General features: G+C 53.3%; 23 protein-coding genes and 3 tRNA genes. 18 read left to right on the top strand and 8 right to left on the bottom strand.

Features of this window, described 5'->3' with window-relative positions:
• Window positions 1–7 precede the first annotated feature (7 nt).
• From KKD83_10895 to KKD83_10885, 3 genes are read left to right on the top strand one after another with little or no spacing between them, the layout of a single operon-like run.
• A complete protein-coding gene (locus KKD83_10895) occupies window positions 8–1,498 on the top strand; it encodes a monovalent cation/H+ antiporter subunit D family protein (GenBank protein ID MBU2536648.1) in 1,491 nt (496 codons plus the stop codon).
• Window positions 1,495–1,731, top strand: a complete 237-nt coding sequence (locus KKD83_10890) for a hypothetical protein (GenBank protein MBU2536647.1) — start codon at window positions 1,495–1,497, stop codon at window positions 1,729–1,731. Before KKD83_10895 ends, KKD83_10890 begins: the two co-directional genes overlap by 4 nt.
• Complete coding sequence (locus tag KKD83_10885) at window positions 1,724–3,475, top strand: Na(+)/H(+) antiporter subunit D (GenBank protein MBU2536646.1); 1,752 nt, start codon at window positions 1,724–1,726, stop codon at window positions 3,473–3,475. The genes KKD83_10890 and KKD83_10885 overlap by 8 nt, the downstream gene beginning before the upstream one ends.
• A gap of 9 nt (window positions 3,476–3,484) precedes the next feature.
• Here KKD83_10885 and KKD83_10880 read toward each other — a convergent pair whose 3' ends face one another.
• A complete protein-coding gene (locus KKD83_10880; GenBank protein MBU2536645.1) occupies window positions 3,485–4,471 on the bottom strand; it encodes a sodium:calcium antiporter in 987 nt (328 codons plus the stop codon).
• Window positions 4,472–4,694: 223 nt separating this feature from the next.
• On the opposite strand from KKD83_10880, the gene KKD83_10875 reads away from it, so the two are divergent.
• From KKD83_10875 to KKD83_10850, 6 genes are all read left to right on the top strand, one after another.
• Window positions 4,695–4,767, top strand: a tRNA-Arg gene (locus KKD83_10875).
• A 24-nt stretch (window positions 4,768–4,791) separates the two neighbouring features.
• Complete coding sequence (locus KKD83_10870) at window positions 4,792–5,358, top strand: 2-oxoacid:acceptor oxidoreductase family protein (protein MBU2536644.1); 567 nt, start codon at window positions 4,792–4,794, stop codon at window positions 5,356–5,358.
• Between the two features lie 6 nt (window positions 5,359–5,364).
• Window positions 5,365–5,682: a 4Fe-4S binding protein gene (locus tag KKD83_10865; protein ID MBU2536643.1), complete on the top strand. Its 318-nt coding sequence runs from the start codon at window positions 5,365–5,367 to the stop codon at window positions 5,680–5,682.
• Window positions 5,682–6,857, top strand: a complete 1,176-nt coding sequence (porA, locus tag KKD83_10860) for a pyruvate ferredoxin oxidoreductase (protein ID MBU2536642.1) — start codon at window positions 5,682–5,684, stop codon at window positions 6,855–6,857. The genes KKD83_10865 and porA overlap by 1 nt, the downstream gene beginning before the upstream one ends.
• A complete protein-coding gene (locus tag KKD83_10855; protein ID MBU2536641.1) occupies window positions 6,857–7,804 on the top strand; it encodes a pyruvate synthase subunit beta in 948 nt (315 codons plus the stop codon). Before porA ends, KKD83_10855 begins: the two co-directional genes overlap by 1 nt.
• Window positions 7,805–7,828: 24 nt before the next feature.
• Window positions 7,829–7,906 (top strand) — tRNA-Pro (locus KKD83_10850).
• A 36-nt stretch (window positions 7,907–7,942) separates the two neighbouring features.
• On the opposite strand, the gene KKD83_10845 is transcribed toward KKD83_10850, so the two are convergent.
• Window positions 7,943–8,851, bottom strand: a complete 909-nt coding sequence (locus KKD83_10845; protein ID MBU2536640.1) for a diacylglycerol kinase family lipid kinase — start codon at window positions 8,849–8,851, stop codon at window positions 7,943–7,945.
• Between the two features lie 198 nt (window positions 8,852–9,049).
• On the opposite strand from KKD83_10845, the gene hisF reads away from it, so the two are divergent.
• The 3 genes from hisF to KKD83_10830 are packed head-to-tail and all read left to right on the top strand — an operon-like array spanning window position 9,050 to window position 11,651.
• Complete coding sequence (gene hisF / locus KKD83_10840) at window positions 9,050–9,820, top strand: imidazole glycerol phosphate synthase subunit HisF (protein ID MBU2536639.1); 771 nt, start codon at window positions 9,050–9,052, stop codon at window positions 9,818–9,820.
• A 23-nt stretch (window positions 9,821–9,843) separates the two neighbouring features.
• The gene (locus KKD83_10835) at window positions 9,844–11,433 is read left to right on the top strand and encodes an FMN-binding glutamate synthase family protein (GenBank protein ID MBU2536638.1); all 1,590 of its coding nucleotides are present in this window, start codon (window positions 9,844–9,846) and stop codon (window positions 11,431–11,433) included.
• Between the two features lie 56 nt (window positions 11,434–11,489).
• The gene (locus KKD83_10830; protein MBU2536637.1) at window positions 11,490–11,651 is read left to right on the top strand and encodes a rubredoxin; all 162 of its coding nucleotides are present in this window, start codon (window positions 11,490–11,492) and stop codon (window positions 11,649–11,651) included.
• 61 nt (window positions 11,652–11,712) lie between these two features.
• Here KKD83_10830 and KKD83_10825 read toward each other — a convergent pair whose 3' ends face one another.
• Together KKD83_10825 and KKD83_10820 are read right to left on the bottom strand one after the other, a co-directional pair.
• Entirely contained in the window at window positions 11,713–12,831 is a 1,119-nt protein-coding gene (locus tag KKD83_10825; GenBank protein MBU2536636.1) for a glycosyltransferase family 4 protein, read from the bottom strand.
• A gap of 4 nt (window positions 12,832–12,835) precedes the next feature.
• Complete coding sequence (locus tag KKD83_10820) at window positions 12,836–15,019, bottom strand: bifunctional alpha,alpha-trehalose-phosphate synthase (UDP-forming)/trehalose-phosphatase (protein ID MBU2536635.1); 2,184 nt, start codon at window positions 15,017–15,019, stop codon at window positions 12,836–12,838.
• Window positions 15,020–15,186: 167 nt separating this feature from the next.
• On the opposite strand from KKD83_10820, the gene KKD83_10815 reads away from it, so the two are divergent.
• From KKD83_10815 to pyk, 5 genes are read left to right on the top strand one after another with little or no spacing between them, the layout of a single operon-like run.
• Window positions 15,187–15,717 carry a flavin reductase family protein gene (locus KKD83_10815; GenBank protein ID MBU2536634.1) on the top strand — a complete coding sequence of 177 codons (531 nt, stop codon included), beginning with the start codon at window positions 15,187–15,189 and terminating at the stop codon, window positions 15,715–15,717.
• The gene (locus KKD83_10810) at window positions 15,714–17,441 is read left to right on the top strand and encodes a 2-oxoacid:acceptor oxidoreductase subunit alpha (GenBank protein MBU2536633.1); all 1,728 of its coding nucleotides are present in this window, start codon (window positions 15,714–15,716) and stop codon (window positions 17,439–17,441) included. The genes KKD83_10815 and KKD83_10810 overlap by 4 nt, the downstream gene beginning before the upstream one ends.
• 2 nt (window positions 17,442–17,443) lie before the next feature.
• Window positions 17,444–18,307 (top strand): 2-oxoacid:ferredoxin oxidoreductase subunit beta, encoded by an 864-nt coding sequence (locus KKD83_10805; protein ID MBU2536632.1) that lies wholly within the window; start codon window positions 17,444–17,446, stop codon window positions 18,305–18,307.
• A gap of 16 nt (window positions 18,308–18,323) precedes the next feature.
• Window positions 18,324–19,316, top strand: coding sequence for an ROK family protein (locus tag KKD83_10800; GenBank protein ID MBU2536631.1), 993 nt, complete (start codon window positions 18,324–18,326; stop codon window positions 19,314–19,316).
• Entirely contained in the window at window positions 19,313–20,749 is a 1,437-nt protein-coding gene (gene pyk, locus KKD83_10795; protein ID MBU2536630.1) for a pyruvate kinase, read from the top strand. Before KKD83_10800 ends, pyk begins: the two co-directional genes overlap by 4 nt.
• 37 nt (window positions 20,750–20,786) lie before the next feature.
• Here pyk and gpmA read toward each other — a convergent pair whose 3' ends face one another.
• On the bottom strand, window positions 20,787–21,536 hold the full coding sequence (gpmA, locus tag KKD83_10790) for a 2,3-diphosphoglycerate-dependent phosphoglycerate mutase (protein ID MBU2536629.1): 750 nt from the start codon (window positions 21,534–21,536) through the stop codon (window positions 20,787–20,789).
• A gap of 71 nt (window positions 21,537–21,607) precedes the next feature.
• Window positions 21,608–22,714, bottom strand: coding sequence for a mandelate racemase (locus tag KKD83_10785; protein ID MBU2536628.1), 1,107 nt, complete (start codon window positions 22,712–22,714; stop codon window positions 21,608–21,610).
• Between the two features lie 55 nt (window positions 22,715–22,769).
• On the opposite strand from KKD83_10785, the gene KKD83_10780 reads away from it, so the two are divergent.
• Window positions 22,770–22,845, top strand: a tRNA-Gly gene (locus KKD83_10780).
• A 14-nt stretch (window positions 22,846–22,859) separates the two neighbouring features.
• On the opposite strand, the gene KKD83_10775 is transcribed toward KKD83_10780, so the two are convergent.
• Together KKD83_10775 and KKD83_10770 are read right to left on the bottom strand one after the other, a co-directional pair.
• Entirely contained in the window at window positions 22,860–23,297 is a 438-nt protein-coding gene (locus KKD83_10775) for a DUF3795 domain-containing protein (protein ID MBU2536627.1), read from the bottom strand.
• Between the two features lie 81 nt (window positions 23,298–23,378).
• Window positions 23,379–24,440 carry an NDP-sugar synthase gene (locus KKD83_10770; GenBank protein MBU2536626.1) on the bottom strand — a complete coding sequence of 354 codons (1,062 nt, stop codon included), beginning with the start codon at window positions 24,438–24,440 and terminating at the stop codon, window positions 23,379–23,381.

Here is a 24,440-nt window from a genome sequence, read left to right as displayed (position 1 = left end):
TAAACTGATGGAAACGGTCTATTCGCTGAAGCCATTGCTCGCGGTACTGGTCTCACTGGTTGCCGTTGTTTTCATCGTCATTCCGAACCAGCGACCAAACGTCCGCGAATCCTGGACGATTATGGCAGCGCTGGCTAAATTCGCCCTTGTAGCATCAATGCTGCCCATCGTCCTTCAGGGAAAATCACTCGCGATAACCCTCTTTTCCATTTCCCCAGGCATATCGCTGGCGCTGAAAGTGGACTCGCTGGGCATTATTTTCGGGCTCTCCGCCTCCTTCCTCTGGATATTGACCTCGTTGTTTTCCATAGGCTACGTACGGGGCATGTCAGAACACAAGCAGACACGTTACTTCGCCAGTTTTGCCATCTGCCTTTCGGCGACTATGGGAATCGCCTTCGCCGCCAATCTCCTCACCCTGGTCATCTTTTACGAGATTCTGACCATCGCCACCTATCCACTTGTGCTGCATAAAGAGACACCGGAGGCAATCTTCGGTGGCCGCAAGTACCTGGTTTACCTGCTTACCGGTGGCGTTTTCCTCATCTTCGCTCTGGCTTTTACCTATCAGTTGAGCGGCACGGTTGATTTCAAAGCCGGGGGTATCCTGCCAGCACATGTTGCGAAGAGCAGCGTCATCATGCTCTTCACCCTTTTCCTGCTCAGTTTCGGCGTGAAATCGGCCATCATGCCCATGCACAGCTGGCTGCCCACGGCGATGGTGGCGCCGACGCCGGTGAGCGCACTGCTCCACGCCGTGGCCGTGGTCAAGGCCGGGGTCTTCGGCTTTGCCCGAGCGATTGGCTTCATCATTGGGCCGGCGGTGTTCAACGAAAGCGGCGCGGCGAGCTTCCTTGCTGCGCTTGCTGCCTTCACGATACTGGCGGCCTCAGTCATCGCCCTGCGCCAGGATAACCTTAAAGCGCGCCTGGCTTACTCCACCGTGGGCCATCTTTCCTATATCGTCCTCGGTACGGCACTATTCTCACCGAGCGCCTGGATTGGCGCTTTACTCCACATCGTCAACCATGCCATGATGAAAATCACGCTCTTTTTCTGCGCCGGGGCCATCCACGTCAAGGCCCACTGCGAGAACGTCAGCGAACTCAACGGCCTTGGCCGGCAGATGCCAATCACCATGGCCGCATTCGCCATCGCATCGGTGGGGCTGGCCGGGATTCCACCGGTAAATGGATTCATCAGCAAATGGTACCTGGTACAGGGCTCGCTAGACGTCGGGCAGATGGCTTTCGCCATCACTTTCCTGCTCAGCGGGCTGCTCAATGCCGGTTATTTACTGAGCATTGTAGCGCGCGCCTTTTTTGCCCCATCGGATAAGTTCACCAAGCTTGGCGAGGCTTCACCATTAATGGTTGTTCCCCTGGCGATAACTGCAGTGCTCTCCCTCCTGATGGGGCTTTTCCCGGACCGTGTCCCGTATTTCTTCCAGCTTGCTTCAAACGTGGCACAGAGCGTTATGGGTGGAGGTGGCCCGTGAAACGAAAACGGTTGATGGCATCCATTGCCATATTGCTTGTCTTTATCATACTTGACCTCTTGGTGGTAATCGGACACGTGCATGTCAAGTTCCCATGGTCGTACATACCCGGCTTCTTCTCTTTGTTCGGCTTTCTCGGCTGCCTGGCGATAATCTATGGCGCCAAGCTGCTCGGCCACCACTGGCTGCAGCGAGACGAGGATTATTACGATAGAGATGATGAGCATGAGTAATTTCCCACTGGCGATTATATATGTTGTCGGGGCGATGTTGCTGCCATTACTGCCGCGGCAGTTGCGTTCAGTTTTCTACGTATTAATTTCAATCGTCGCATTTGTATTCCTGATAAATCTGGAAGTCGGGGCCAGCCTGAGCTTGCCCTTCCTCAACTATGACCTGATGGTCTGCCGGGTGGACCGGCTCAGTATGGCTTTCGGGTATGTCTTTGTCATCATGGGGTTCCTCGGGAGCATCTATGGCTACCATGTGAAAGATAACCTGCAGCAGGTGACATCGTTGCTATACGTGGGGAGTTCGCTGGGGGTGGTCTTTGCCGGCGACCTGTTCACGCTCCTTTTCTTCTGGGAAATCATGGCCGTTTCCTCGCTCTTCCTCATCTGGGCGAGACGTACACTGGGGGCAAGAAAGGCCGGATTTCGTTACCTGCTGGTACACGCCTTCGGCGGCAGCATCCTCATGGCCGGTATCCTCCTGCATTTGCAGCAAACCGGCTCTCTCCTGTTCACGCACTTTGATAGCGGTATTGCTTCATATCTTATCCTTCTCGCGTTTGCCCTCAACGCGGCCGTACCACCTTTGAACGGCTGGCTGCCTGACTCCTATCCAGAAGGGACGGTTGCCGGCAGCGTTTTTCTCAGCGCCTTCACCACCAAGGTAGCCGTTTACGCCCTTGCCCGCGGCTTTGCCGGCCTGGAATTACTGATGTGGGCGGGCGCTATCATGGCGGTCTATGGCGTTGTTTTCGCGTTTCTGGCCAATGACGGGCGGCGACTCCTCTCCTACCATATCATCAGCCAGGTTGGCTACATGGTCTGCGGCGTTGGTATCGGCACTGCCGTGGCAGTAAATGGTGCTATCGCCCATGCCTTCGCCCATATTCTCTATAAAGGCCTGCTGTTCATGGGTATGGGAACCGTCCTCTATGCCACCGGACGCAACAAGATGACCGAACTGGGTGGCCTGTTCAAGAAAATGTGGCCCACCCTGATATTTTTCATGGTCGGGGCCTTTTCCATTTCCGGCGTCCCGCTTTTCAGCGGCTTTGTCAGCAAATCAATGGTAGTATATGCCGCCGAACTGGAGCATTTTGGTATCATAGTACTCCTGCTCAGCCTGGCCTCCATCGGCACCTTCCTCTCCATTGGGCTGAAGCTGCCGTACTTCACCTGGTTCAGCACCGACCGCAACCTCAAGCCCGAACCGGTGCCACCGGGAATGTATATAGGGATGGGGCTGACATCGGCAATCTGTATTGCCATCGGCGTTTACCCGGCACTGCTCTACAATCTCCTCCCCTTTGCGGTGCATTACCAGCCCTATACCTCCTCACACTTAATCGAAACGATGCAGTTGCTCATATTCACCGGGCTTGCCTTCTGGCTGGTGTTGAAAAGCCTCCACGTTAAGGATACGATTACACTGGACACAGACTGGTTCTACCGCAGGCCATCACGTATCGCTTTCAAGGTATTTAGCGTGTCCATCAGCGAGCTCTTTGAGGCTGTAGAACGTCTTTCACTTCGCCTTGCCCGGTATATGGTCAAGCTGGGCGACAACCCTGCCGGCTATTTCGTCGTCGGAGTTAAAAATGCCAGCCATGTTCTACTGCGCACCGAGAAGCCAGCTCCTGAACCGTCGACATTCAACCCTGACCGCTACCGGATACCGCTGGGAGTCATGGTGCTGGTCGTGCTCCTCTTCCTTATTGTCTTACTCGCCTGGGACTTTCTGTTTTAGTAACAGTCCTCAAGCCAGCTGAAAGCTGTAGTAAGCACCAAGAAGGAAGAGCAGAAACAGAGTAACATTCCACCAGCTCAACCGGAAAAGGCGCTGGTGTCGGTGGCTCAGCCCGATGATGAAGACGATGGTCATGAGCACCACCGTGAAAGCAGTGACGAGGTGGGTCTCAGAGACCGCAGCCAGTATAGGTCCTTTGACATAGAGCAGGTCATCGAGGGGGATAATGGTCAAATTGAACAGGTTGCTGCCAATCAGATTGGCCACGGCCAGGTCGTTGGCCCCCATTCTCATAGCGGCAAAGGAAACGGTTATTTCGGGCAGGGTGGTGGTGAAGGCGAGGAAGAGGCTGCCCACAAAGCCCTGCCCCCATCCGTAAATCGCAGCAATCTCATCACCGATGAAGGGGAGCCAGATGCCGGCACCGATGATGAAGGCGGCGGCTATTGAGAAATAGAGATAAACGTGCCTTAAAGACTTATCAGCGTACTCGAATTCCGTCTCCTTCAGAGACGGGTGGCGCTGCTCGTAACGGTATATTATGCGGGCGAAAATGACGTACAACAGAATGATAAAGGGCGTATACCAGCCAATCCAGCCTATGTCCATGATATGGAATCTATTGCTTATCAGGATGAAGATGGCAACGAAGACAACCATTATCAGGCTGAATATCCCGGTCAGACGATGCGTCTTGCCCACGATAGCCAGAATGGAACCGTTGCGGTGAAACATGTCAAGAAGTGCCAGGTTGAACAGATTGAACATGTTGGCGCCGAGAAGGTTGCCGATGGTCAAACCGGGAGCATCGACCAGCGTTACCGCGCTTACCCCAGTGAAAAGCTCGGGCATCGAGGTCAGCGCCGCAATGAGAATAAGGCCTATCCAGATGCCACCGAGTCCGGTTTTTTCGGCAATTATGTCACCATATCGAGCGACTTTTCTTCCGGAGATAAAAATAACGACTATACAGAGGATAAGTTTAATCCAGACCAATCCGCGCCTCCTTTGCTATTCCACTTTATTGACACCGAGACTAAATGTCAATACTTGCGTTATTCACCCGTGATGGTTATAATGGGTCGGTTTTTGGAGTAAGCCTGATTCATGTTTATTGACTGGAAAACGCTTGCCGCAACAATATCCGCGTTACCCCCTTTAAGCGATAACTATCTTACCTTGCCCTTACGTTACCCTCAAGGCTATAATAGTAGCAGCGGCCCCTGTAGCTCAGACGGATAGAGCACCAGCCTCCGGAGCTGGGGGCGGGCGTTCAAGTCGCCCCAGGGGCGCTTCAATATGGTCAGGAGTATGCAATGACAAAAAATAAACTCACCGAAATCAGATGGCACGGTCGTGGCGGTCAGGGAGCAGTTACGTCAGCGGAACTGGTAGCCCAGGCGGCCATCAGTGAGGGCAAATATGCCCAGGCATTTCCCAGTTTCAGTCCGGAAAGAAGGGGGGCTCCGGTTCTGGCCTTCAACCGAATCAATCCGGATGAGCCCATTCGGAACAGGGCGGAGGTAGACCAGCCCGATGTGGTCTTAATTCTGGACCCGAGCCTTTTATCTATTCTGGATGCAACTTCGGGGCTGAAAGAAGGTGGCATAGTTATTATCAATACCAGAAAATCTGCTGCGCAGGTTAAAAAGGACTTCGGTATTAACGCCAGGCTGGCCCTCGTGGATGCCGATACAATAGCCCTGGAGACACTGGGAGTCAATATCGTCAATACCACCATGATCGGTGCCATGATAAAGGCGACCGGCGTTATTTCTCCGGAATCGGTGAAAGAGCCGCTGGAGAAACGCTTCGGGCGTCTGGCGGAGCGAAATATCAAGGCAATGGAACGAGCCGTTGCCGAAACAAAAATAGGAGAGTAGCGGGAAATGGCCAAGGCGAAAACGAAGGAGAAACCGAGAGCCAAAGGCGAGTTGGGCTGGAAAGAAATAGAAATCGGCTTTTTTATCACCGAGCCGGGTAACTCAGTTGAGGTCAGAACCGGTGACTGGAAGTCGCGCCGACCTGTGTTTGACTTCAATAAATGTAATAAATGTACCCTCTGTTACTACTTCTGCCCCGAGGGGTGCATCGTTAAGAACACGGACGGATATTTTGAACCCGACTTATTCTACTGCAAGGGCTGTGGGATTTGCGCCACGGAATGTCCCAAAGAGGCGATTACCATGGTCGGGGAGGCGAAATAATGGCGAAACGGGAAGGCCTGGAAGTATCGATCGCCGTTGCTGACGCCGCCATGTTATCTGATGTTGACGTCGTGTCAGCTTACCCGATAACCCCCCAGACACATATTGTGGAGCACCTGGCAGAGCTGGTCGCCAATGGGGAACTGAAAGCGGCCTATATTCCGGTGGAATCAGAACACTCTGCGATGAGCGCCTGTGTTGGCGCCTCGGCGGTAGGTGCCAGAACTTTTACCGCCACCGCTTCCCAGGGGCTGGAGCTGATGCACGAGGTGCTCTATGTTGCCTCAGCGATGAGGCTGCCCATTGTCATGGCGGTGGCCAACCGCGCTCTCTCCGCACCCATCAGTATCTGGGGTGAACACTCCGATGCCATGGCAACTCGTGATGTCGGCTGGATTCAGATATTCGTGGAAAACGGGCAGGAAGCGGTGGATAATGTCATCTGCGCTTTCCGCATGGGTGAGGATAAAAGAGTTCTGCTTCCGGTAATGATTCACCTCGATGGGTTTGTACTGACCCATGTCATTGAACCTATAGAGCTTCCAGATAAAAAAGATGTTGACCGGTTCCTGCCGCCCTTCAAATATCCTCTGCCACTGGACCCGGAGAAACCGGTCACGATGGGAGCCTTTGGCCAACCTTTCATCTACACCGAGGTGAAATGGGCGCAGGAAATGAACCTGGAGAACAGCAAAGATGTCATCCTGGAAGTCTGGCAGGAGTTCGGCACGGCTTTCGGTCGCCAGTATTCGCCGATAGAGCAATACCAGACCGATGGCGCCAGAGTCCTGCTGTTAACCATGGGCAGCTACAGCGAAACGGCAATGGTGGCTGTGGACAAAATGAGAGGTGATGGCAAGGAGGTTGGGCTGCTCAAGCTTCGCCTGTGGCGCCCCTTCCCGTACGAAGAACTCCGCAAGGCGGTAAAAGGCGCCGAGATACTAATCGTGCTTGATAGAGCCATATCTTTTGGCGGGCCGGGAGGTCCGGTCTGCTCCGAGATAAAAGCAGCCCTGTACAAGGAAGAGAAGAGACCAAAGATAGTCGGCTTCGTGGGTGGCCTGGGTGGCAGAGATATTACCATGGCCGGCTTCGAAGAAATGGTGAACCGCGGTATCGAAATCGCCCGCACAGGAAGCAAACGAGAGTTTGAAATCTACGGAGTGAGGGAATAATGATGGCAACAGCAGTTCATGGACCCGGCATAATCACCGAGTTGGAGCCCTTTGCCCCCGGCCACCGCGCCTGCAGCGGCTGCGGGGAGGCACTGGCGGTGAGACTGGCCGCTAAAGCCATTGGCGACAACGCCATTATAATAAATGCCACCGGCTGCATGGAGGTTGTGGCCTCGCCGTTCCCCTATACCTCCTGGCGCCTTCCCTGGATTCATACCCTGTTTGAAAACACGGCCGCGGTAGCTTCTGGCATTGAAGCCGGGCTGAAGGCAATGGAGAAAAAGGGGAAAAGCCCCGAGCGCAATATTAAAGTCGTGGCTTTAGCCGGCGATGGTGGCACCAGCGATATCGGCCTGCAGGCCCTGTCCGGGGCCCTGGAAAGGGGACACGACTTCGTCTACATCTGTCTGGATAACGAGGCATACATGAATACCGGTATCCAGAGGTCTTCTGCCACGCCCTACGGGGCTTCAACGACCACTTCACCTGCCGGCAAAGAAAGCCTGGGACAGCCAACCTGGAAAAAGAACATGCCGGCGATCGCAGTGGCTCATGACATACCATATGTGGCCACAGCCTGCCCCACCTATCACCGTGATTTAATGAGAAAGGTTACCAAAGCGGTTGAAACCCCTGGCCCCGCCTATATACACATTTTATCCGCCTGCCCCACGGGCTGGCGCTGCCCCACTGACGATGCCATTAAAGTCGGCAGGCTGGCCGTCAGGACTGGTGTTTTCCCATTGTATGAGGTTGAAAACGGGCAGTATAAGCTGAACCTGAATCTGACCAAACTGGAACCGGTGGAAAACTACCTGAAAACCCAGGGCAGGTTCCGCCACCTGACGGAAGATACAATAAAAACAATACAGGAAAGGGTAACCAGGGAATACAACAAGCTGGTCGAGCTAGCCGGCAAGCCGAGTGGGGAAGCTTCCTCAGAATAGCCAGCTATGTTAAAATCATAGTGGCGGGGTGTGGCGCAGCCTGGTCAGCGCGCATGGTTTGGGACCATGAGGTCGGAGGTTCAAATCCTCTCACCCCGACCATTTTCCGTCAAAGTTATACCGTCACTGTATCTTGATTTACACCACGATGTTCAGCAGGGACGGTAGCACATAGGCGCGAGCCGGCAGTCCCCCGAGCAATTCACCGTCTGCCTGTAGGAAAACCAAATCGTCCGACCTTATCTCAATCTCCCGGGCTTTTTTCAACGTCACCTTGGGATGCGTCAGGTGAGTTCCCCGGTACACCCTCGGCAGTGACCAGAGAAGGTCAGGTTTGCTCAGGTCACCGATAATGAGCACATCAAGGAGACCATCGGAAATATCGGCCTCGGGTGCAGCGAACATACCGCCGCCTCCATATTTACCGTTGTTCAACAGGACAGTACACACCTTTTCTTCGATTGTTTCGCCATCAATGCGAAGGGTCACCGCCTTGTTTTTATAGAACACGAGGGCTGAGAATAACCCGGCGAGGTAGGAGGCGGTAGCATTCAATCTCTTGTACTTCAATGTCGTCGTTCTCACGATTTCAGCGTCAAATCCCATGCCGGCAAAATTGACAAACAATCGTCTGACCGTTTCGCTGCCGCTTAAATATTCAATAACGCCCACATCCACGGTTACCTTCCGCGGATTTCTCAGGCATTGACAGGCTTCTAGATATGATCGTGGTATCCCGATGGTGCGGATATAATCACCACCGGTGCCGGTGCCAATAATGCCAAACATGACATCGGCAATACTGCCGGTATCGTATAGTCCATTGACCACTTCATTGATTGTCCCGTCGCCACCCACCGAAACCACCAGCTCATAGCCTTTAGCAACAGCGGTTTTCGCCAGCTCTCTAGCATGGCCCGGTGCCTCGGTAAGGTCGTAATCAAAGCGCAGGTCAATGCTGTGCAGTCGGGCCATAATTTGAGGCCATCTCCGGGCCGTTTTACCTGCACCGGCAGCCGGGTTGACTATCAATCGGGCGTGGGTCAATGTACTTCCTCAAGACCTAACAAGATTACGAATCCAATAATAACAATAGTATACCACAACACAAATAGGGGAACGTGTATTTTACATAATACTTAGCATTTGTGTTGACACTAACACATCAAAGCTGTTAGAATGATGTGATAATTTTATGCGGCAAGCGGTTGCCTGTTGCCATATTTCTAATTGAGAGGTTAAGGAATGAAATCAGTGAGAGTTATACCTTGTCTGGATGTCAAAGAAGGTAGGGTAGTGAAGGGGGTGAACTTCGTCAACCTGCGTGATGCCCGCGACCCGGTAGAAGCCGCCGAAGCTTATTGCCGTGAGGGTGCTGATGAGCTCGTATTCCTGGACATCATGGCTACGGTTGAGAACCGTGGCACCATGCGGGAATGGGTGAAGAAAGTAGCCGAAAGGGTGACCATACCCTTCGCCGTCGGCGGCGGCATCAGGAATACCCAGGACATGAAGGAGCTATTTGAGCTCGGTGTTGCCAAGGTCTCAATCAACACGGCGGCGGTGAAGAACCCGGAACTTATCAAACAGGCTGCTGCCGAGTTTGGCAAGGATAAGCTGGTGGTGGCCATTGATGGTCGGAAAAACCCCGTCGGCAGCAACCTCCCCAGACTGGAAGTCGTGGTCAAGAGCGGCAGCGAAGCTACGGGGATGGATATAGTCGGCTGGGCAAAAAGGGTGGAAGGGCTTGGCGCTGGCGAAATCCTCCTCACCAGCAAGGATGCTGATGGCACCAAAGAGGGCTATGACCTGGAGATGACGAAGGCGGTTGCCGAAGCCGTTAGCGTACCGGTTATTGCCTCGGGAGGGGCAGGAAGTCTGGAACACCTGTATGAAGCGGTAACCATCGGCAAGGCTGCGGCCGTTCTGGCGGCTTCCATCTTTCACTTCGGCGAGATAACCATACCGGAAGCCAAGAGGTATCTCCACGATAGAGGGATACTGGTTAAGCTATAAAAACTAAAGAAGGAGTCCCAAAAATGAACCTGCAAAGACCAAATGCAAATGATGCCACGAGATCAGCAAATCGTTCCAGAAGCGTTTCCCCGATGAGCGGCCTCTGTAGTCGATGTCTTGACAGCTGCACCGGAAACTGCGAGGTATTCAGGGCAACCTTTCGCGGCCGGGAGCTGATTTACCCCGGGCCGTTCGGCGACATTACCGCTGGTAGCGATAAGGATTACCCGGTTGACTACTCCCACCTCAATATTCAGGGTTATGCCCTGGGGGCAAGGGGTTTGCCGGCTGGCGTTGAGGGTAACCCTGATACCGCCACCTTTCCCGCAGTGGACACGGAGACGGAATACGGCTGGGACATAAAAGTCAAGATGAAGCTACCCGTTTTCACCGGCGCGCTCGGCTCCACTGAGATTGCGCGCAAATACTGGGAGCATTTCGCCATAGGTGCCGCCATCAGCGGCGTCACGCTGGTCTGTGGTGAAAACGTATGCGGCATTGACCCCAAGCTCGAGCTCGACTCAAATGGGAAAATCGCTTCGGCACCGGATATGGACCGCCGCATTGAAACCTACCGCCGCTATCATCAGGGATACGGTGAAATACTGGTCCAGATGAACGTGGAAGATACCAGGCTTGGAGTTGCCGAATACGTATACAAGAAGCACGGCCTGGAAACCATTGAGTTGAAATGGGGACAGGGTGCGAAGTGCATTGGCGGTGAAATCAAGGTCGACAGTCTGGAGCGAGCACTGGAGCTGCAAGGACGCGGCTATATAGTTACTCCCGACCCTTCAGCCCCGGTCACCCAGGCAGCTTACAAAGACGGCGCGCTTAAAGAATTCGAGCGTCACAGCCGACTCGGCTTCGTTGACGAGGAAGGTTTCTACGCTGAAGTGGAGCGCCTTAGAAACCTGGGCTTCAAGCGCATCACGCTCAAGACCGGCGCCTACAGCTTGCGTGAACTGGCCATGGCCATAAAATGGGGCGCCAACGCGAGGATTGACCTGCTCACCATTGACGGCGCATCCGGCGGCACGGGCATGAGCCCCTGGCGTATGATGGAGGAATGGGGTATTCCAAGCCTCTACCTGCACGCGGCCGCGCATGAGTTCTGCAAGAAACTGGCGGACAAGGGCCAGCGCGTACCCGATATCGCCTTAGCCGGCGGTTTCAGCAGCGAGGATGGTATCTTCAAGGCGCTTGCTCTCGGTTCACCATTCGTGAAGGCGGTGTGCATAGGGCGGGCAATGATGATCCCGGGCATGGTTGGTAAGAATATCGCCAGCTGGATTAAAGAAGGCAAGCTGCCCAACACGGTGAGCCAGTTTGGCTCCACGCCGGAGGAGATATTCGTCAACTACGAAGACGTATTGAGCATCGTCGGTGCCGATGAGATGAAGAACATTCCACTGGGTGCGGTTGGCATTTACAGCTACTGCGAAAAACTGAGGATAGGGCTGCAGCAATTAATGGCCGGGGCGAGGTGCTTCAGTGTGCCGGCACTCACCCGCCGCGAACTCATGTCTCTTACCGAAGAATGCGCCAAAGTCACGGATATTCCATACCTGATGGATGCTTATCGGGAAGAGGCGATGCATATCCTCGGCTAAAGGGTGTTTCTCAAAGTGCGGGCTTCGTCCAATTTAAGACAGGAGGATAATCAGAAATGGCACGCTACAAGTGTTCCGTTTGCGGTTATATCTATGACCCGGCACAGGGGGAACCGGACAGCAACACCCCGCCTGGAACCCCTTTTGAAAATCTGCCGGATGACTGGGTCTGTCCCGTCTGCGGCGCCAGCAAAGACCAGTTCGACAAAATGGATTGAGAGGCTTCTAATCTGTTCTCTCAGGAGTGATAGCTGGTTAGTTTAATAGTAATTCCATGAACTAGCCAAGTACTTTGTGGTAGCAGGCCAGAACGCTCTTGGCCACGCTCTCCCAGCTGTATCCCTGGGCGGTAACAATACCCTTTTGCCCCATTTGCTGACGTCGGGATTTATCATCAGCCAGGGATAGCAGCGCCTCAGCCAGCTTGGGAGCATTCTTCGGTGGCACCAGCAATCCTTCGGCATCATTGGTCAGCACGCTGGCATACCCGGGTATATCCGAAGCAACCACCGGCGTGCCCACGGCCATCGCTTCAATCAGGACGATGCCGAAGCTTTCCCACCCGGTGGCCGGACAGCAGACGATATCCGCCGTCTTGTAATATCTGGGCAGGTCATTGTAGGTAGCATAGCCAATAAAAGTGACGTCCTCTATGCCACCACGTGCCACCTGTTTCTCGTACTTTTTTCTTCCCCGCATGCCCGGCCCGACGACGATTAGCCGTGAGTCAGGAATCGTGCGCTTGAATTCCTTGTAAGCCTGGAGCAGATAATCAAGGCCTTTGCGTTTCTCCAGACGCCCGATAAACATGATGTTCAGTTTCCCGTCCAGATACTCCTCAATTGGCTCGACATCGGGTCGGAAATGTTCTGTATCGACTCCGTTGGGCACGATGTGGTATTCATCGGGGAAGTATTTGTTCACGTATTCCATCGATGGCCCGGAGACGGCGATTTTATAGTCCAGTTTGCGAAACCACTTCTTCAAGATAAGCTTGCCCAGAGGGGTACCGAAGTTGTACCAGGGTTTGCCACCGGAGGCATGAAAGGTGCCGATATTCGGGCAATTGGAGAGACGCAGCACGGTAGTGCAGAGCATTGGCATCAAGGGCTCGTGGAGGTGGACAATTTCAAATTTCTCCTTTTCCAGCACCGCCTTGATACGTGATGACAGCCAGGGCGACAGGGTAATACGAGCAACGGAACCACTGACCGGGACCGGCCTGGGTTTGCCTATTGGTATAAGACGCTCACCCAGAGCGGAGACTGCCTTCGAGGCCGGGGCAATGATTTTCACCTCGTGCCCCATCCTGGTCAGCTGTTCCTCTAGATTGGATATATGATTACAGACACCCCCGGGATAGGCAAAGTCGTAAGGGGAGACCAAAGCTATTTTCATATTGCTATTTTACCATCAATTCTCTCAGCAGAGCACGCACCTCATCCGGTGAATCAACGCTGAACTTGGCCGCCGAAACCCCGAGCCTGACTTTAATGGACCAGGCATTTTCCGGCAGAGCCTTGAACAAATCTTCATCAGTAACATCATCACCGATGGCGAGGACAAAGTCCCAGTTCTCTCTGGAAAGCCACTGCTGTGCCGTCAGTCCCTTATTGAGATTGGCATTTTTCACCTCAATCACCTTGCTTCCCTCCAGCACCTTCAGATTGGAATTGGCGGTTAGATTCAGAAGGTCGTTGGCTATCTCCCTGATGTGCCGTTCGCTTATTCTCGGATTGGCCTTACGGTAATGCCAGGCCAGAGAGTAGTCCTTCTCCTCAATGAGTGACCCCTCAATACGGTCCACCGCCAGCTTCATAATGGCGCGCGCTTCATCTTTCCAGTCGTTCGAAAGCCCAGTCATCATCCCCCAGTCGCCGCCCTTGGCTTTCATCCAGACACCGTGCTCCGCCACCATACCCGTGTTCAGACTGCCAAACCACTTGTCAAAGGTGTTCTTATCACGTCCGCTGATGAGCACGACCTCATTCCTGGCATTGTTATTCAGCTCGCCCAGCAGCTTTAATAATTCTGCATCCGGCCTGGCCCCTTCGGGCGTTTCAGCAAAGGGCACCAGTGTACCGTCATAGTCCAGCAAAAGCAACCGCTTCTGAGCTTTCTGGAACTGACCTGTTAGTTCACTTTTTACTTTATCAGACATTGGCTCCGGCACGGTGCCGGTCTCAATTTTTTCCGTTTCGTGCAGTTTGTTAATGAAGTCCCCGGCCCACCGGCCGATGTCATAGAGCTTAATGCGCTCCTGCATTGCCCGGTTGCGCTCAATCTGCTCTTTTTCCGGCATTGCCAGGGAATCGGCAAAAGCCTGAGCGATTTCTTCGATGTTATTAGGATTGATTATGATGGCATCTCCCAGCTCCCGGGCAGCACCGGTCGTCTCACTGAGGATGAGAACGCCTTTGCCATCTATTTTGGTGGCCAGGTATTCCTTCGCCACCAGGTTCATCCCGTCGCGCAACGGCGTTATCGGGCACACATCCGCCATCTTGTACAGGCCGAGAAGCGCATGATAGGGTATCGGACTGTAAAGATATTCGAGAGGCGTCCAGCCGATGGTACCGAACTTGCCGTTTATAGTGCCTACCATCTCCTCTATCTGCTGCTTCAACTCGGCGTACCGTTGCACCTTGATGCGGGAAGGGCCAATAACGAGTATGAACACCACTTTTTCCCGATATTCAGGGTGTTTTTCCAGAAAGAGGCCGTACGCTTCCAGCCGATTAGGAATGCCCTTGCTGTAGTCGAGACGGTCCACCGAAACGATAATTTTTTGGTCGCCCAGTTTCTCCCGGAATTTTTTCACTTCCGCATCCACTTCCGGGCTCTTGGCAATGCTGGAATAGTATTCGTAGCCAATACCGATGGGGAAAACGTCTGCCTTGGAGACATGGTCAGTGGTCGTAATCCAGCCCATGGAGCTACTATAGCCCAGCAGATTGCGGGCGCTGTTCAGAAAGTGCCAGACGTAGTCATGGGTATGAAAACCGACCAGGTTGGCACCAAGCAACCCTTCCACTATTTCCCGGCTCCAGGGCAGCAGGCGGTAAACCTCGTAGGACGGGAAGGGTATATGGAGGAAAAAGCCGATGGTTGCCTTTGGCAGCCTGTCCCGTATCAGTTTAGGCAGGAGCATGAAATGGTAGTCCTGCACCCAGAAAATGTCATCCTCTCTGGCCACATTGACAATGGCATCGGCAAAAATCTCGTTAACCTTTTGATAAGCCTGCCACAGGTTGGGGTCGTACTCCACGAACTGAGGGAAGTAGTGAAAGAGAGGCCAGATGGTCTGGTTACAGAACCCGAAGTAGAAATCGTCAACATCCTTTCCCGAGAGAAATACCGGACAGCACCGCTCCTCGGCCAGTTTATCCTCAATCTCCTTCTCTTCGCCCTTCTGTAACTTCTCCTGCTCTATGCCCGGCCACCCGATCCAGAGACTGGGACGCGACTTGTAAAATGCTCCCAGTGCCGTCGCCAGACCACCGAGGCTGGGTTGAAATTGCAGCTTGCCATCTTTCCTCTCCACATTCAGGGGTAAACGATTGGAAATAATCAGCAGTCTTGACATGAGGTTCCTCCCTCAACGCCATTAATCAAATATTAATAGCATAATTCGACCAATTTTACAACGACAGGTCAGCTTGGAATTCTGAAAAATTACAGGATATCTGTTAAGATTGACAGAACTCACGTTATGACTGAAAATTAAAGAATAAAGGTAATGGTAGAGGCATTATGAACACAAAAGCTTTACATAAATTAAGTTACGGTATATACGTGGTAACCTCAACCAAAGATGGCCGCTTGAATGGCCAGATTGCCAATACGGTTATTCAGGTAACCTCAGAACCGCCAACCATTGCGGTGAGCATCAACCACAGCAATTTGACCTGGGAGTTTATCAAATCAAGCCGGGTATTTTCCGTGTCGGTGCTTTGTGAAGAAACACCTTTGGTATTTATCGGACGTTTTGGCTTCCATTCCGGCAGGGAAACGGACAAGTTTGAAGGGATCGATTACCGGCTGGGCCTGACAGGCGCACCCATAGTCCTGGATAACGCTGTTGCTTTTATGGAGGCCAGAGTAACCCAGGAAATGGACGTGGGCACGCATACTATCTTCATTGGCGAGCTGGTTGATGCCGATATTATTAACGATAAGACCTGCCTGACATATGAACACTACCATCAGATAAAAGGTGGCAAGACACCCAGAGCGGCGGCAACATACATAGAAGAGACTAAAGGTCAGACGGAGAAATTATGACCGTTGATTTCACGGTTATGGCCGGCGGTGCCGCGGGGCAGGGCATACAATTCCTGGGGCAGATCCTCGCCAAAACTATGGCGGGTAGCGGTTACCATGTATTTGCCGACCAGGACTACGAATCAAAGGTGAGAGGTGGCCATAACTTTTTCCGTGTAAGAGCAAGCGATGGCGAAGTCTCTGCTCTCTCCGAGCAACTCGATATCCTCATCGCGTTAAACAGAGAGACCATTGAACTCCACAGCAAGGAAATCAAAGATAATGGGCTAATTCTCCTCGACCAGGAGCAGACTGGCGTCAGCCCTGAGGGAGACAATTACTTCAATATTCCGCTGACCAAAATAGCTGAAGAAGCGGCAGACAGCCGCCTGATGACCAATACCGTGGCCGCCGGTGCTGTGTTTGGACTCACCGAGTGCGACCCTGACCTGCTGGTCAAAGTACTGGAGAAAGAACTGGCCAGGGCAGGTGAGAACGTGGTGGCAGCCAATGTCGCTGTCGCCAGAGCCGGTTATCTCTTCGCAGAGCAAAACCGTCGAAAATCAGCCAGCCAGACACTGAAACGTCTACCGAAAACAACGCCGAGAATGCTGCTTAACGGTAACGAGGCGCTATCGCTGGGAGCGATGGCAGGCGGTTGCAAGTTCATGACCGGCTATCCCATGACACCAGCCTCTTCCATTATGGAGTTTCTGGCCAGGAAAGGCAGACAGTATAATATCGTAACCATTCATGTTGAAGACGAGATATCGGCCATTAATATGGCTGTTGGCGCCGGCTTCACCGGGGTGAGGTCGATGACCGCTACCTCGGGCGGTGGTTTTGCCCTTATGGTTGAGGGGCTGGCACTGGCAGGGATGACGGAAACGCCTGTCGTTATCGTACTGGGTCAGCGCCCCGGACCAGCTACCGGTCTTCCCACCAGAACTGAGCAGGGCGAACTCTGGTTTGCTTTGCATGCCGGGCATGGAGAGTTCCCCCGCGCGATATTAGCGCCGGCCACGGCTGAAGGCGCTTTCTGGACGACAATTAAAGCGTTCAATCTGGCGGAAAAGTACCAGACGCCGGTTATCGTCCTCACCGACCATCATCTGGCCACCTCATATAAAACGGTGGCGAAGTTCAACCTTGCGGAGGTCGAAATAGACCGAGGCGCGTTGCTTTCTGCTGAAGAATCGGGCAGGGTAGCAGGCTACAGGCGACATCTGGTCACGGATTCCGGAATATCACCACGGGCGCTGCCGGGTCAGAGCAAGTCTCTGGTGGTTACCGATTCCGATGAACATGACGAAGCGGGACACATGATAGAGGATGCCGGGACCAGAAACCAGCAGCACAATAAGCGACTGCGAAAGCTCAATGATATGAAGGCGGAAATTGAATCACCCTTATTCAATGACCATCCTGAGGCGGAATTGACGCTGATCGGCTGGGGCAGCACCTACGGTGCCATAAGCGAAGCGGTTCAAGTACTGAGAGAAAGTGGGGTTAAAGCAAACCATTTGCATTTCACCGAACTGTGGCCTTTCCCCACCGAGATGGTTGTCCCCATCCTGAATAAAAGCACTAAAAGCATTGTCATTGAAAATAACGCCACCGGCCAGCTGGCACAGCTCATCCGCCGGGAAACCGGCTACAAGGCCAGCGGCCACATCCTGAAATATGACGGCCGACCGTTTTCACCGCAATACATCTTAAACGTGCTCAAGAAGGAGGTGGCCTGACTGTGGTAACACTCAAGGACTATGCCGAGCCAATCGAGATTGCCTGGTGCCCGGGCTGCGGCAACTTCGGCATTCTACAGGCGCTGCGTAAAGCGCTGGTGGAGCTTGAAATCGAGCCACACCGCTTGTTGCTCGTCTCCGGAATAGGGCAAGCGCCCAAGCTACCTCACTACATACGTGACAATGTCTTCAATGGACTTCACGGCAGGTCAATACCCGCCGCGACCGCAGCCAAAATCGTCAACCATGAACTGGTCGTCATCGTTATCGATGGCGACGGTGGCGCCTACGGCGAGGGAGTCGGTCACTGGCTGGCGGCCATGCGCCGCAACGTTGACCTGACCTACATGGTGCACAACAACCAGGTCTATGGACTGACCAAAGGACAGGCATCTCCCACCAGCGACCCCGGCTTTGTGACCAAGACCACGCCTGCGGGTGCCGGTCAGCCGATCAATCCACTGGAGGTGGCGCTCGCTTCTGACGTGAGCTTTCTGGCACGCGGCTTCGCCGGTGACGTGGAGCAGCTAACTCAACTCGTCAAGATGGGTATTCAGCACCGCGGTTTCGCTCACATCGATATCCTTCAGCCCTGTGTTTCATTCAATCGGAAAAACACCTCTAAATGGTACCGGGAACGCGTCTACAAACTGGAAGAGGAAAAAGGTTACGACTTCTCTGACAAAATGGTCGCTTTTGCCAAGGCCCAGGAATGGGAAGAGCGTATCCCCACAGGGCTGATCTATAAGAATGTAAGGCCAGTTTACGAAGAGCAGCTACCTGCTTTGAAGAAAATGCCACTGGTAAAACAGCCGATTGACCCTCTGCAGTTTGAAGAATTGCTGCAGGAATTTGTGTCTGACTGATGAGGACAAGTTAAAAATGAGCAACAATCCACTGGTGATTGGTGTTGACCTGGGTGGGAGCAAAATACTGACTGCGGTGGTCAACATTAAAGGTGAAATACTCTCAAGTGACCACCGCACCACGCCGGCAACGGAAGGGCCAGGAGCAGTAATTCAGGCAATGCTGAACTCTATAAAGCGGACTATCGACCAGGCCGGTATAAACGCTGCTGAACTCGAAGCCATTTGCATCGGTGCCCCCGGTCTTTCCAATCCAGAAACCGGCGTTGTCTTTACCTCACCGAATCTACCAAGATGGCTAGATGTTCCACTCAAGAGCATAATCGAAAACAGGATAGGGGTGAAAACATTCTTAATCAATGACGCCAATGCGGCGGCTCTCGGTGAAATGTACTTCGGGGCGGCGAAAGGCGCCCGCAATTTCATTTACATCACCATCAGCACCGGCATCGGTGGGGGCATAGTGATTGATGGAGAGATATACACAGGCTCTCTGGGCACCGCCGGCGAAATCGGTCATATGACTATTGACACCAACGGTCCTCACTGTAACTGTGGCAACACCGGCTGCTGGGAAACCCTGGCTTCAGGCACGGCGCTGGCAAGAGAAGCAAAACAGAGAATCACTGCCGGGGTCAAGACATCAATTCTAAAGTATGCTGGCGACGACATCGATAAGGTAAATGCCGAAGTCGTGCACAAGGCAGCTCAGCAGGGAGATACTCTGGCCAAAGAACTCATCGCTCAGACCAGCTATTACATCGGCGTGGGTTTGACCAACCTCATCAATATCTTCAACCCGGAACTGATTATTATCGGTGGCGGCCTGTCCAACATCGGTGATATACTGCTGGAACCGGCCTATAAAGTGGCCGGGGAGAGAGCATACAAGGTGGCTTTTGAATCCGTACGATTTGCCAGACCCGAGCTGGATAAAAATTCCGGCGTTATCGGTGCCGCCGTCCACGCCTTTCGTGAAATAGAAAAATCCAAAAGGACTGTCAAATGAAACGCTCGGCACTATCCAAACGACGTACCAAGATAGTCTGTACCATCGGGCCGGCAACAGGTTCCGCAACGGCAATCGAGCGTCTTATCCTCGCCGGAATGAACATTGCCCGTCTGAACCTGTCGCACGGCACGCACCGCGAACACGGTCGATATATCCAGATGATCAGGAGAGTTAGCCAGCGACTGGGCACAGACGTTGCCATTCTCATGGACCTGCCGGGCCCCAAATACCGGACCGGCAAGCTAAAAGGCGGTCAAATCTTACTTAAAAACAGAGCGCAGGTGGTGCTGACCACCAGACAGGTGGTAGGGGATACCGGACTGGTACCGGTCACCCTGCCCCGCCTCTCCCGGGATGTAAATGCGGGGGACCTGGTGCTCCTTGATGACGGCGCCATGCAGCTCAGAGTGCTGGGAATAGATGGCACCGAGGTCAGGTGCCGGGTCATTGCTGGCGGCGTGCTTAGGGAAAGGAGAGGGGTGGTGGTTCCAGGCATGCACATTTCAGGGCCGTTCATCACCGATTCCCTGAAAGAGCACCTCCTCTTTGCCATCAGCAAAGGGCCGGAATATATTGCCCTTTCCTTCGTCAGCAGCGTCGACGATGTGAAGGCAGCTAAAGACATACTGCGAAAAAACAATGCCGATATACCAATTATTAGCAAGATAGAACGAGGAGACGCCGTCAGCAAATTCGATAGCATACTGGCCGCCAGCGATGCCGTTATGGTGGCACGCGGCGACCTTGGCGTGGACATACCGCTGGAGCGAGTGCCAATGGTGCAGAAGGACATCATCCAGAAATGCAATCTCGCCGGCAAGCCGGTTATTATCGCCACGCAGATGCTGGAGTCGATGATAAACGCAGCGCGCCCGACGCGCGCGGAAGTGACCGATGTCGCCAACGCCATATTCGACGGCGCTGACGCTACCATGCTCTCCGCCGAGACCTCCATTGGTAAATATCCAGTTCAAGCCGTAACCATTATGGCCAAAATAGCTCTGGAGGCGGAATGTAAACTGCCTTATGACCGGATACTTCTGGAAAGAGGCCGGCAGCTGGAACACAAGACCGATGAACTGATAAGCTACAGCGCCTGCCATACCGCCTACAGCCTGGAAGCCAAGGCCATCGTGGCCTTTACCCAGTCGGGCAGCACCGCAGGAAGGGTCTCAAAGTATCGACCCCGGGTGCCCATCCTGGCAATAACACCCGACTGTAACGTATGCCGCAGGCTGCTATTGCGCTGGGGCGTTCATCCCATACGGATACCGGAGCAGAAATCCATAGACGAGCTTTTCGCCACCGGCGTACGGCTTACCAAGGAGATGAGGCTAGCTAAGGCTGGAGATTTGATTGTCATTACGGGAGGAATGCCCATTGGCGTGGCGGGCTCCACAAACCTGCTCAAGGTGGAGAAAGTAACCTGAACGACGAAAAATGCCTTAATAGTCAGAGATTCAGCGTTTACTCTTTCGCCTTTCCCTGATTGGCCACCGCCTCCATAGCTTTCGCCACTTCCTCAGGGTCGCCGAGGTAGTAGCTCTTTACAGGTTTCAGCGCTTCATCCAGCTCGTAGACGAGCGGGATGCCGGTGGGAATGTTCAGCCTGACAATATCGCCGTCGCTGATATGGTCGAGGTATTTGACCAGCGCCCGCAGGCTGTTGCCATGAGCCGATATGATTACCCGCTTCCCCGATTTAATTGTCGGCGCCAGCACCTCATGCCAGTAGGGGAGGAAACGCTCAACCGTGTCTTTCAAACACTCCGTGAGCGGAATATCTTTCTCATCCAAATCCCTATATATCGGGTCATTTCCGGGGTAGCGCTCGTCCGTTTTCTCCAGACTCGGTGGCCTGATATCATAGCTTCTCCGCCATATCAGGACCTGCTCCTCGCCGTACTTCGCCGCCGTTTCCGATTTATTCAGTCCCTGCAGGGCACCGTAATGCCTTTCGTTCAATCTCCAGGAACGATATACCGGTATCCACATCAGGTCCATCTCATCCAGGACGAGCCACAGGGTACGTATGGCCCGTTTCAGCACCGATGTAAAGGCAACGTCAAAGGTGTAGCCTTTTTCCTTGAGGACCTGGCCAGACTTCCTGGCTTCTTCGATTCCCTTTCTGGAAAGGTCGACGTCCGTCCAGCCGGTGAACCGATTTTCCTTGTTCCAGATGCTCTCACCGTGTCGCAGGAGCACGAGATTTATCACGCGCGATACCTCCTGAAAAACATCTCTCTATTATATCATATGCTCACGTTCGGATTCCGCACATGAACTGATTACTTCAGCACCCTGGTCGTCTTGCTCTTCACCAGGTCCCAGTCGATATCATAGCCGAGCCCGGGCTTTTCCGGGGCATGGACCAGGCCCTGGCGGTCGACCTCGATATCCTGAACGAGGGCGTATTTTTGAGCGGCCTCCGGCAATAAAACCTCAAAATATTCACAATTATTAACCGCCATGGTCACGTGAAGGTTGGCCACATTGTTCAGCGAATTGCCGCCATGATGTATCTCGCATTTCATACGAAAGGCCTCGGCCAGATGACAGATCTTGACCAGCGCCGTTATACCGCCCTTAACCTTGACATCGCCACGCAGGATATCGGTAGCCCCCTGAAGGATGAACTGCGTGAGTCCGTAGAGTCCTCCCGGAGTATATTCCGTGGCCAGAATGGGGATATCGAGTTTCTGTCTTAGCTTCACGTAGTTGTAAATATCGTCTTCGGGCAACGGGTCTTCATACCAGTAGTAACCCAGTTCTTCGATGGCGCGCCCCACGCGCACGGCGTCTTCATATCCATAAGCCCAGCACGAGTCGAGCATGAGCACCATATCGTCACCGACAGCTTTGCGGACCGCCCGGCTTATCTCAATATCTTCACCAGGCTTGGCATGTGGATGGATTTTATAGGCCTTCCACCCCTGGGATTTATAATACAGGGCCTCTTTAGCATAATCCTGAGGGGCAGGCATAAAGGCGGAACTGGCATAAGCCGGTGCACTCTCACGGCAGGTTCCAAGCAGACGGTGTATCGGCATGTTGGCCACCTTACCGGCAATATCCCAGAGGGCGATATCCAAAGCGCCGATGGCGGCAAGAGAGGCAAATCGATTGCAGCGCCATAACGCATGCCACAGGCGGCCAATGTCCAGTGGGTTCTGGCCAATGAGGACCGGTTTCAGATAGGTGAGCAGTGGACCGGCGTTATCGGCAGCACTCCACATCGCTGAACCCAAGAAAGAGTAGCCATCTACGCCCTCATCTGTACTGACGGTTATGACGGCGAGTTCCTTATCGCCGCCGAAACTCACCGCCTGTCCGGGGTAGCTGCCCTTCGGCACCGCCCAGGCAACCATGGTCAGGGTTACATCGGTAATTTTCATCTATTCCTCCTCTGTAGACGCTTTTCCGATAATTATAGTATAATCGGACGGATAAGCGGGAGTAACTCAGTTGGCAGAGTCCCTGCCTTCCAAGCAGGTTGTCGCGGGTTCGAGTCCCGTCTCCCGCTCCACAGGTCATCTCTTGTTAACCCTTGAAACCTTTAACATCATCGCAGTTAAAACATTTCCCGTTGTGCACGGATATCAAGTCGCCGCATCGCCGACAGGCGTATTTCTGGTATTGCTTCTCCCGAAAATTATCCAGGCCATTATCCCTGATTTCTATCAGGTTCTCAATCATGCTCATATTGAATTCACGCCGGTAGCGGGCATCGAGACGCCTCAGGCCTTCACAGGGAAAGCAATGGCATTCGAAGCAGAAATCCACCTCGCCACGCAGTAGCTTCAGATTATCAGCGCAGCGCTTTTTTATAAATGCGCACTGCTTGTTTCTGGGTCGGCAGCCACGACAATGCGCCATCATCCCTTTAAATCTGGGCTGGTTTTTATGCGCCAGGTAGCCGCTGCAGATAGCACAGTTCATGCCGCAGGGAGCGATAAGATGAGCGTCAATAGGCTGCATACATGTCCTCCGCTGTTTTCATTTTAAATAATAAAGAACAGGGCAGGGTTACCTCAGACACCACGCAGGAATGAGGCGTTTTTATTGCTCGGTTGACTCTGCGCGACAGGAAGGGACAACACAGTCGATAACCTGCTCCTGAGGCTGAATTTTGGTGTCGCTGCCAACAACGCATCTCCTGAGCACTGCACCTTCTCCAACGGCAACACCCTGCCATAGCACCGCTTCCTCAAGGACGGCGCCATCACCGATAGTACAATCCGGACCAATAACCACCGGACCCCTTATGCTCACCCGCCTTCCAATGCGACTCCGGCTGGCAATGACCACAGGCCCGGCAACCTGTGCCGAGGAGTCGATAACAGCATCTTCCGCACAATAAAGCCCATTTTCCTGTGGGCTTCCAATGATAGCCGGTTTATCGTCGGATAGCAAAAGGTCGCAGTTCAGGCACCGGTACTTCTCCGGTGTTCCCATATCAAGCCATTGTCCGTGGAACTGATATCCACACATAGTTTCACCGAGCTCGAGAAGGCGCGGGAAAAGTCCTCGTTCAAACATATAATGGACATTATCCGGTACCTGCCGGAGGACATCCGGTTCGAGGATATAAACGCCGGCGTTTATCCAGTTGGTGGTCACCTCATCTGGGGCAGGTTTTTCAATAAACTGCAGTATTCTGCCATTATTATCCGTCTCCACGACCCCGAAAGCACACGGATTGTCCACCCAGGTAAGCGCAATCGTTGCCTTGGCCTTTCTTTTACGATGGAAGGCAAGCATTGCCGCAATGTCAAGATTAGTAAATATGTCACCGTTGAGAACGGCAAACGTGCCGTCCAGATATTCCTCAGCGTTTTTTACCGCTCCGGCGGTGCCAAGCGGGCTATCTTCCAGAGTGTAGTGTATCCGTACCCCAAGACGCTGGCCGTCACCGAAATAGTCTTTGATAATGTCGGGCAGGTAACTCATAGCCAGGATTATCTCTGTAATCCCGTACTTTTTCAGGTAGCGTATGGTGTGCTCCAGGAATGGATGATTCAGTACCGGCAGCATGGGTTTGGGTACACCATTGGTGAGTGGCTGCAGCCTCGTGCCCTCACCACCAACAAGGATAACCGCTTTACGCAGTGATTTTTGCAA

Source organism: Chloroflexota bacterium (assembly GCA_018829775.1).
Lineage (GTDB): Bacteria > Chloroflexota > Dehalococcoidia > Dehalococcoidales > RBG-16-60-22 > E44-bin89.
The sequence above is the reverse complement of the archived record's forward strand: the minus strand, read 5'-3'. Positions and strand labels throughout refer to the sequence as shown.

Bases quoted from the DNA above. Each gene is read 5' to 3' on its own strand.
- KKD83_10830 (MBU2536637.1), top strand. From the start codon at position 11,490: ATGGCACGCTACAAGTGTTCCGTTTGCGGTTATATCTATGACCCGGCA.
- KKD83_10785 (MBU2536628.1), bottom strand. From the start codon at position 22,714: ATGAAAATTACCGATGTAACCCTGACCATGGTTGCCTGGGCGGTGCCG.
- KKD83_10815 (MBU2536634.1), top strand. From the start codon at position 15,187: ATGAACACAAAAGCTTTACATAAATTAAGTTACGGTATATACGTGGTA.
- KKD83_10825 (MBU2536636.1), bottom strand. From the start codon at position 12,831: ATGAAAATAGCTTTGGTCTCCCCTTACGACTTTGCCTATCCCGGGGGT.
- KKD83_10800 (MBU2536631.1), top strand. From the start codon at position 18,324: ATGAGCAACAATCCACTGGTGATTGGTGTTGACCTGGGTGGGAGCAAA.
- KKD83_10895 (MBU2536648.1), top strand. From the start codon at position 8: ATGGAAACGGTCTATTCGCTGAAGCCATTGCTCGCGGTACTGGTCTCA.
- KKD83_10775 (MBU2536627.1), bottom strand. From the start codon at position 23,297: ATGCAGCCTATTGACGCTCATCTTATCGCTCCCTGCGGCATGAACTGT.
- KKD83_10885 (MBU2536646.1), top strand. From the start codon at position 1,724: ATGAGTAATTTCCCACTGGCGATTATATATGTTGTCGGGGCGATGTTG.
- KKD83_10810 (MBU2536633.1), top strand. From the start codon at position 15,714: ATGACCGTTGATTTCACGGTTATGGCCGGCGGTGCCGCGGGGCAGGGC.
- KKD83_10865 (MBU2536643.1), top strand. From the start codon at position 5,365: ATGGCCAAGGCGAAAACGAAGGAGAAACCGAGAGCCAAAGGCGAGTTG.
- KKD83_10835 (MBU2536638.1), top strand. From the start codon at position 9,844: ATGAACCTGCAAAGACCAAATGCAAATGATGCCACGAGATCAGCAAAT.
- porA (MBU2536642.1), top strand. From the start codon at position 5,682: ATGGCGAAACGGGAAGGCCTGGAAGTATCGATCGCCGTTGCTGACGCC.
- pyk (MBU2536630.1), top strand. From the start codon at position 19,313: ATGAAACGCTCGGCACTATCCAAACGACGTACCAAGATAGTCTGTACC.
- hisF (MBU2536639.1), top strand. From the start codon at position 9,050: ATGAAATCAGTGAGAGTTATACCTTGTCTGGATGTCAAAGAAGGTAGG.
- KKD83_10855 (MBU2536641.1), top strand. From the start codon at position 6,857: ATGATGGCAACAGCAGTTCATGGACCCGGCATAATCACCGAGTTGGAG.
- KKD83_10870 (MBU2536644.1), top strand. From the start codon at position 4,792: ATGACAAAAAATAAACTCACCGAAATCAGATGGCACGGTCGTGGCGGT.
- KKD83_10820 (MBU2536635.1), bottom strand. From the start codon at position 15,019: ATGTCAAGACTGCTGATTATTTCCAATCGTTTACCCCTGAATGTGGAG.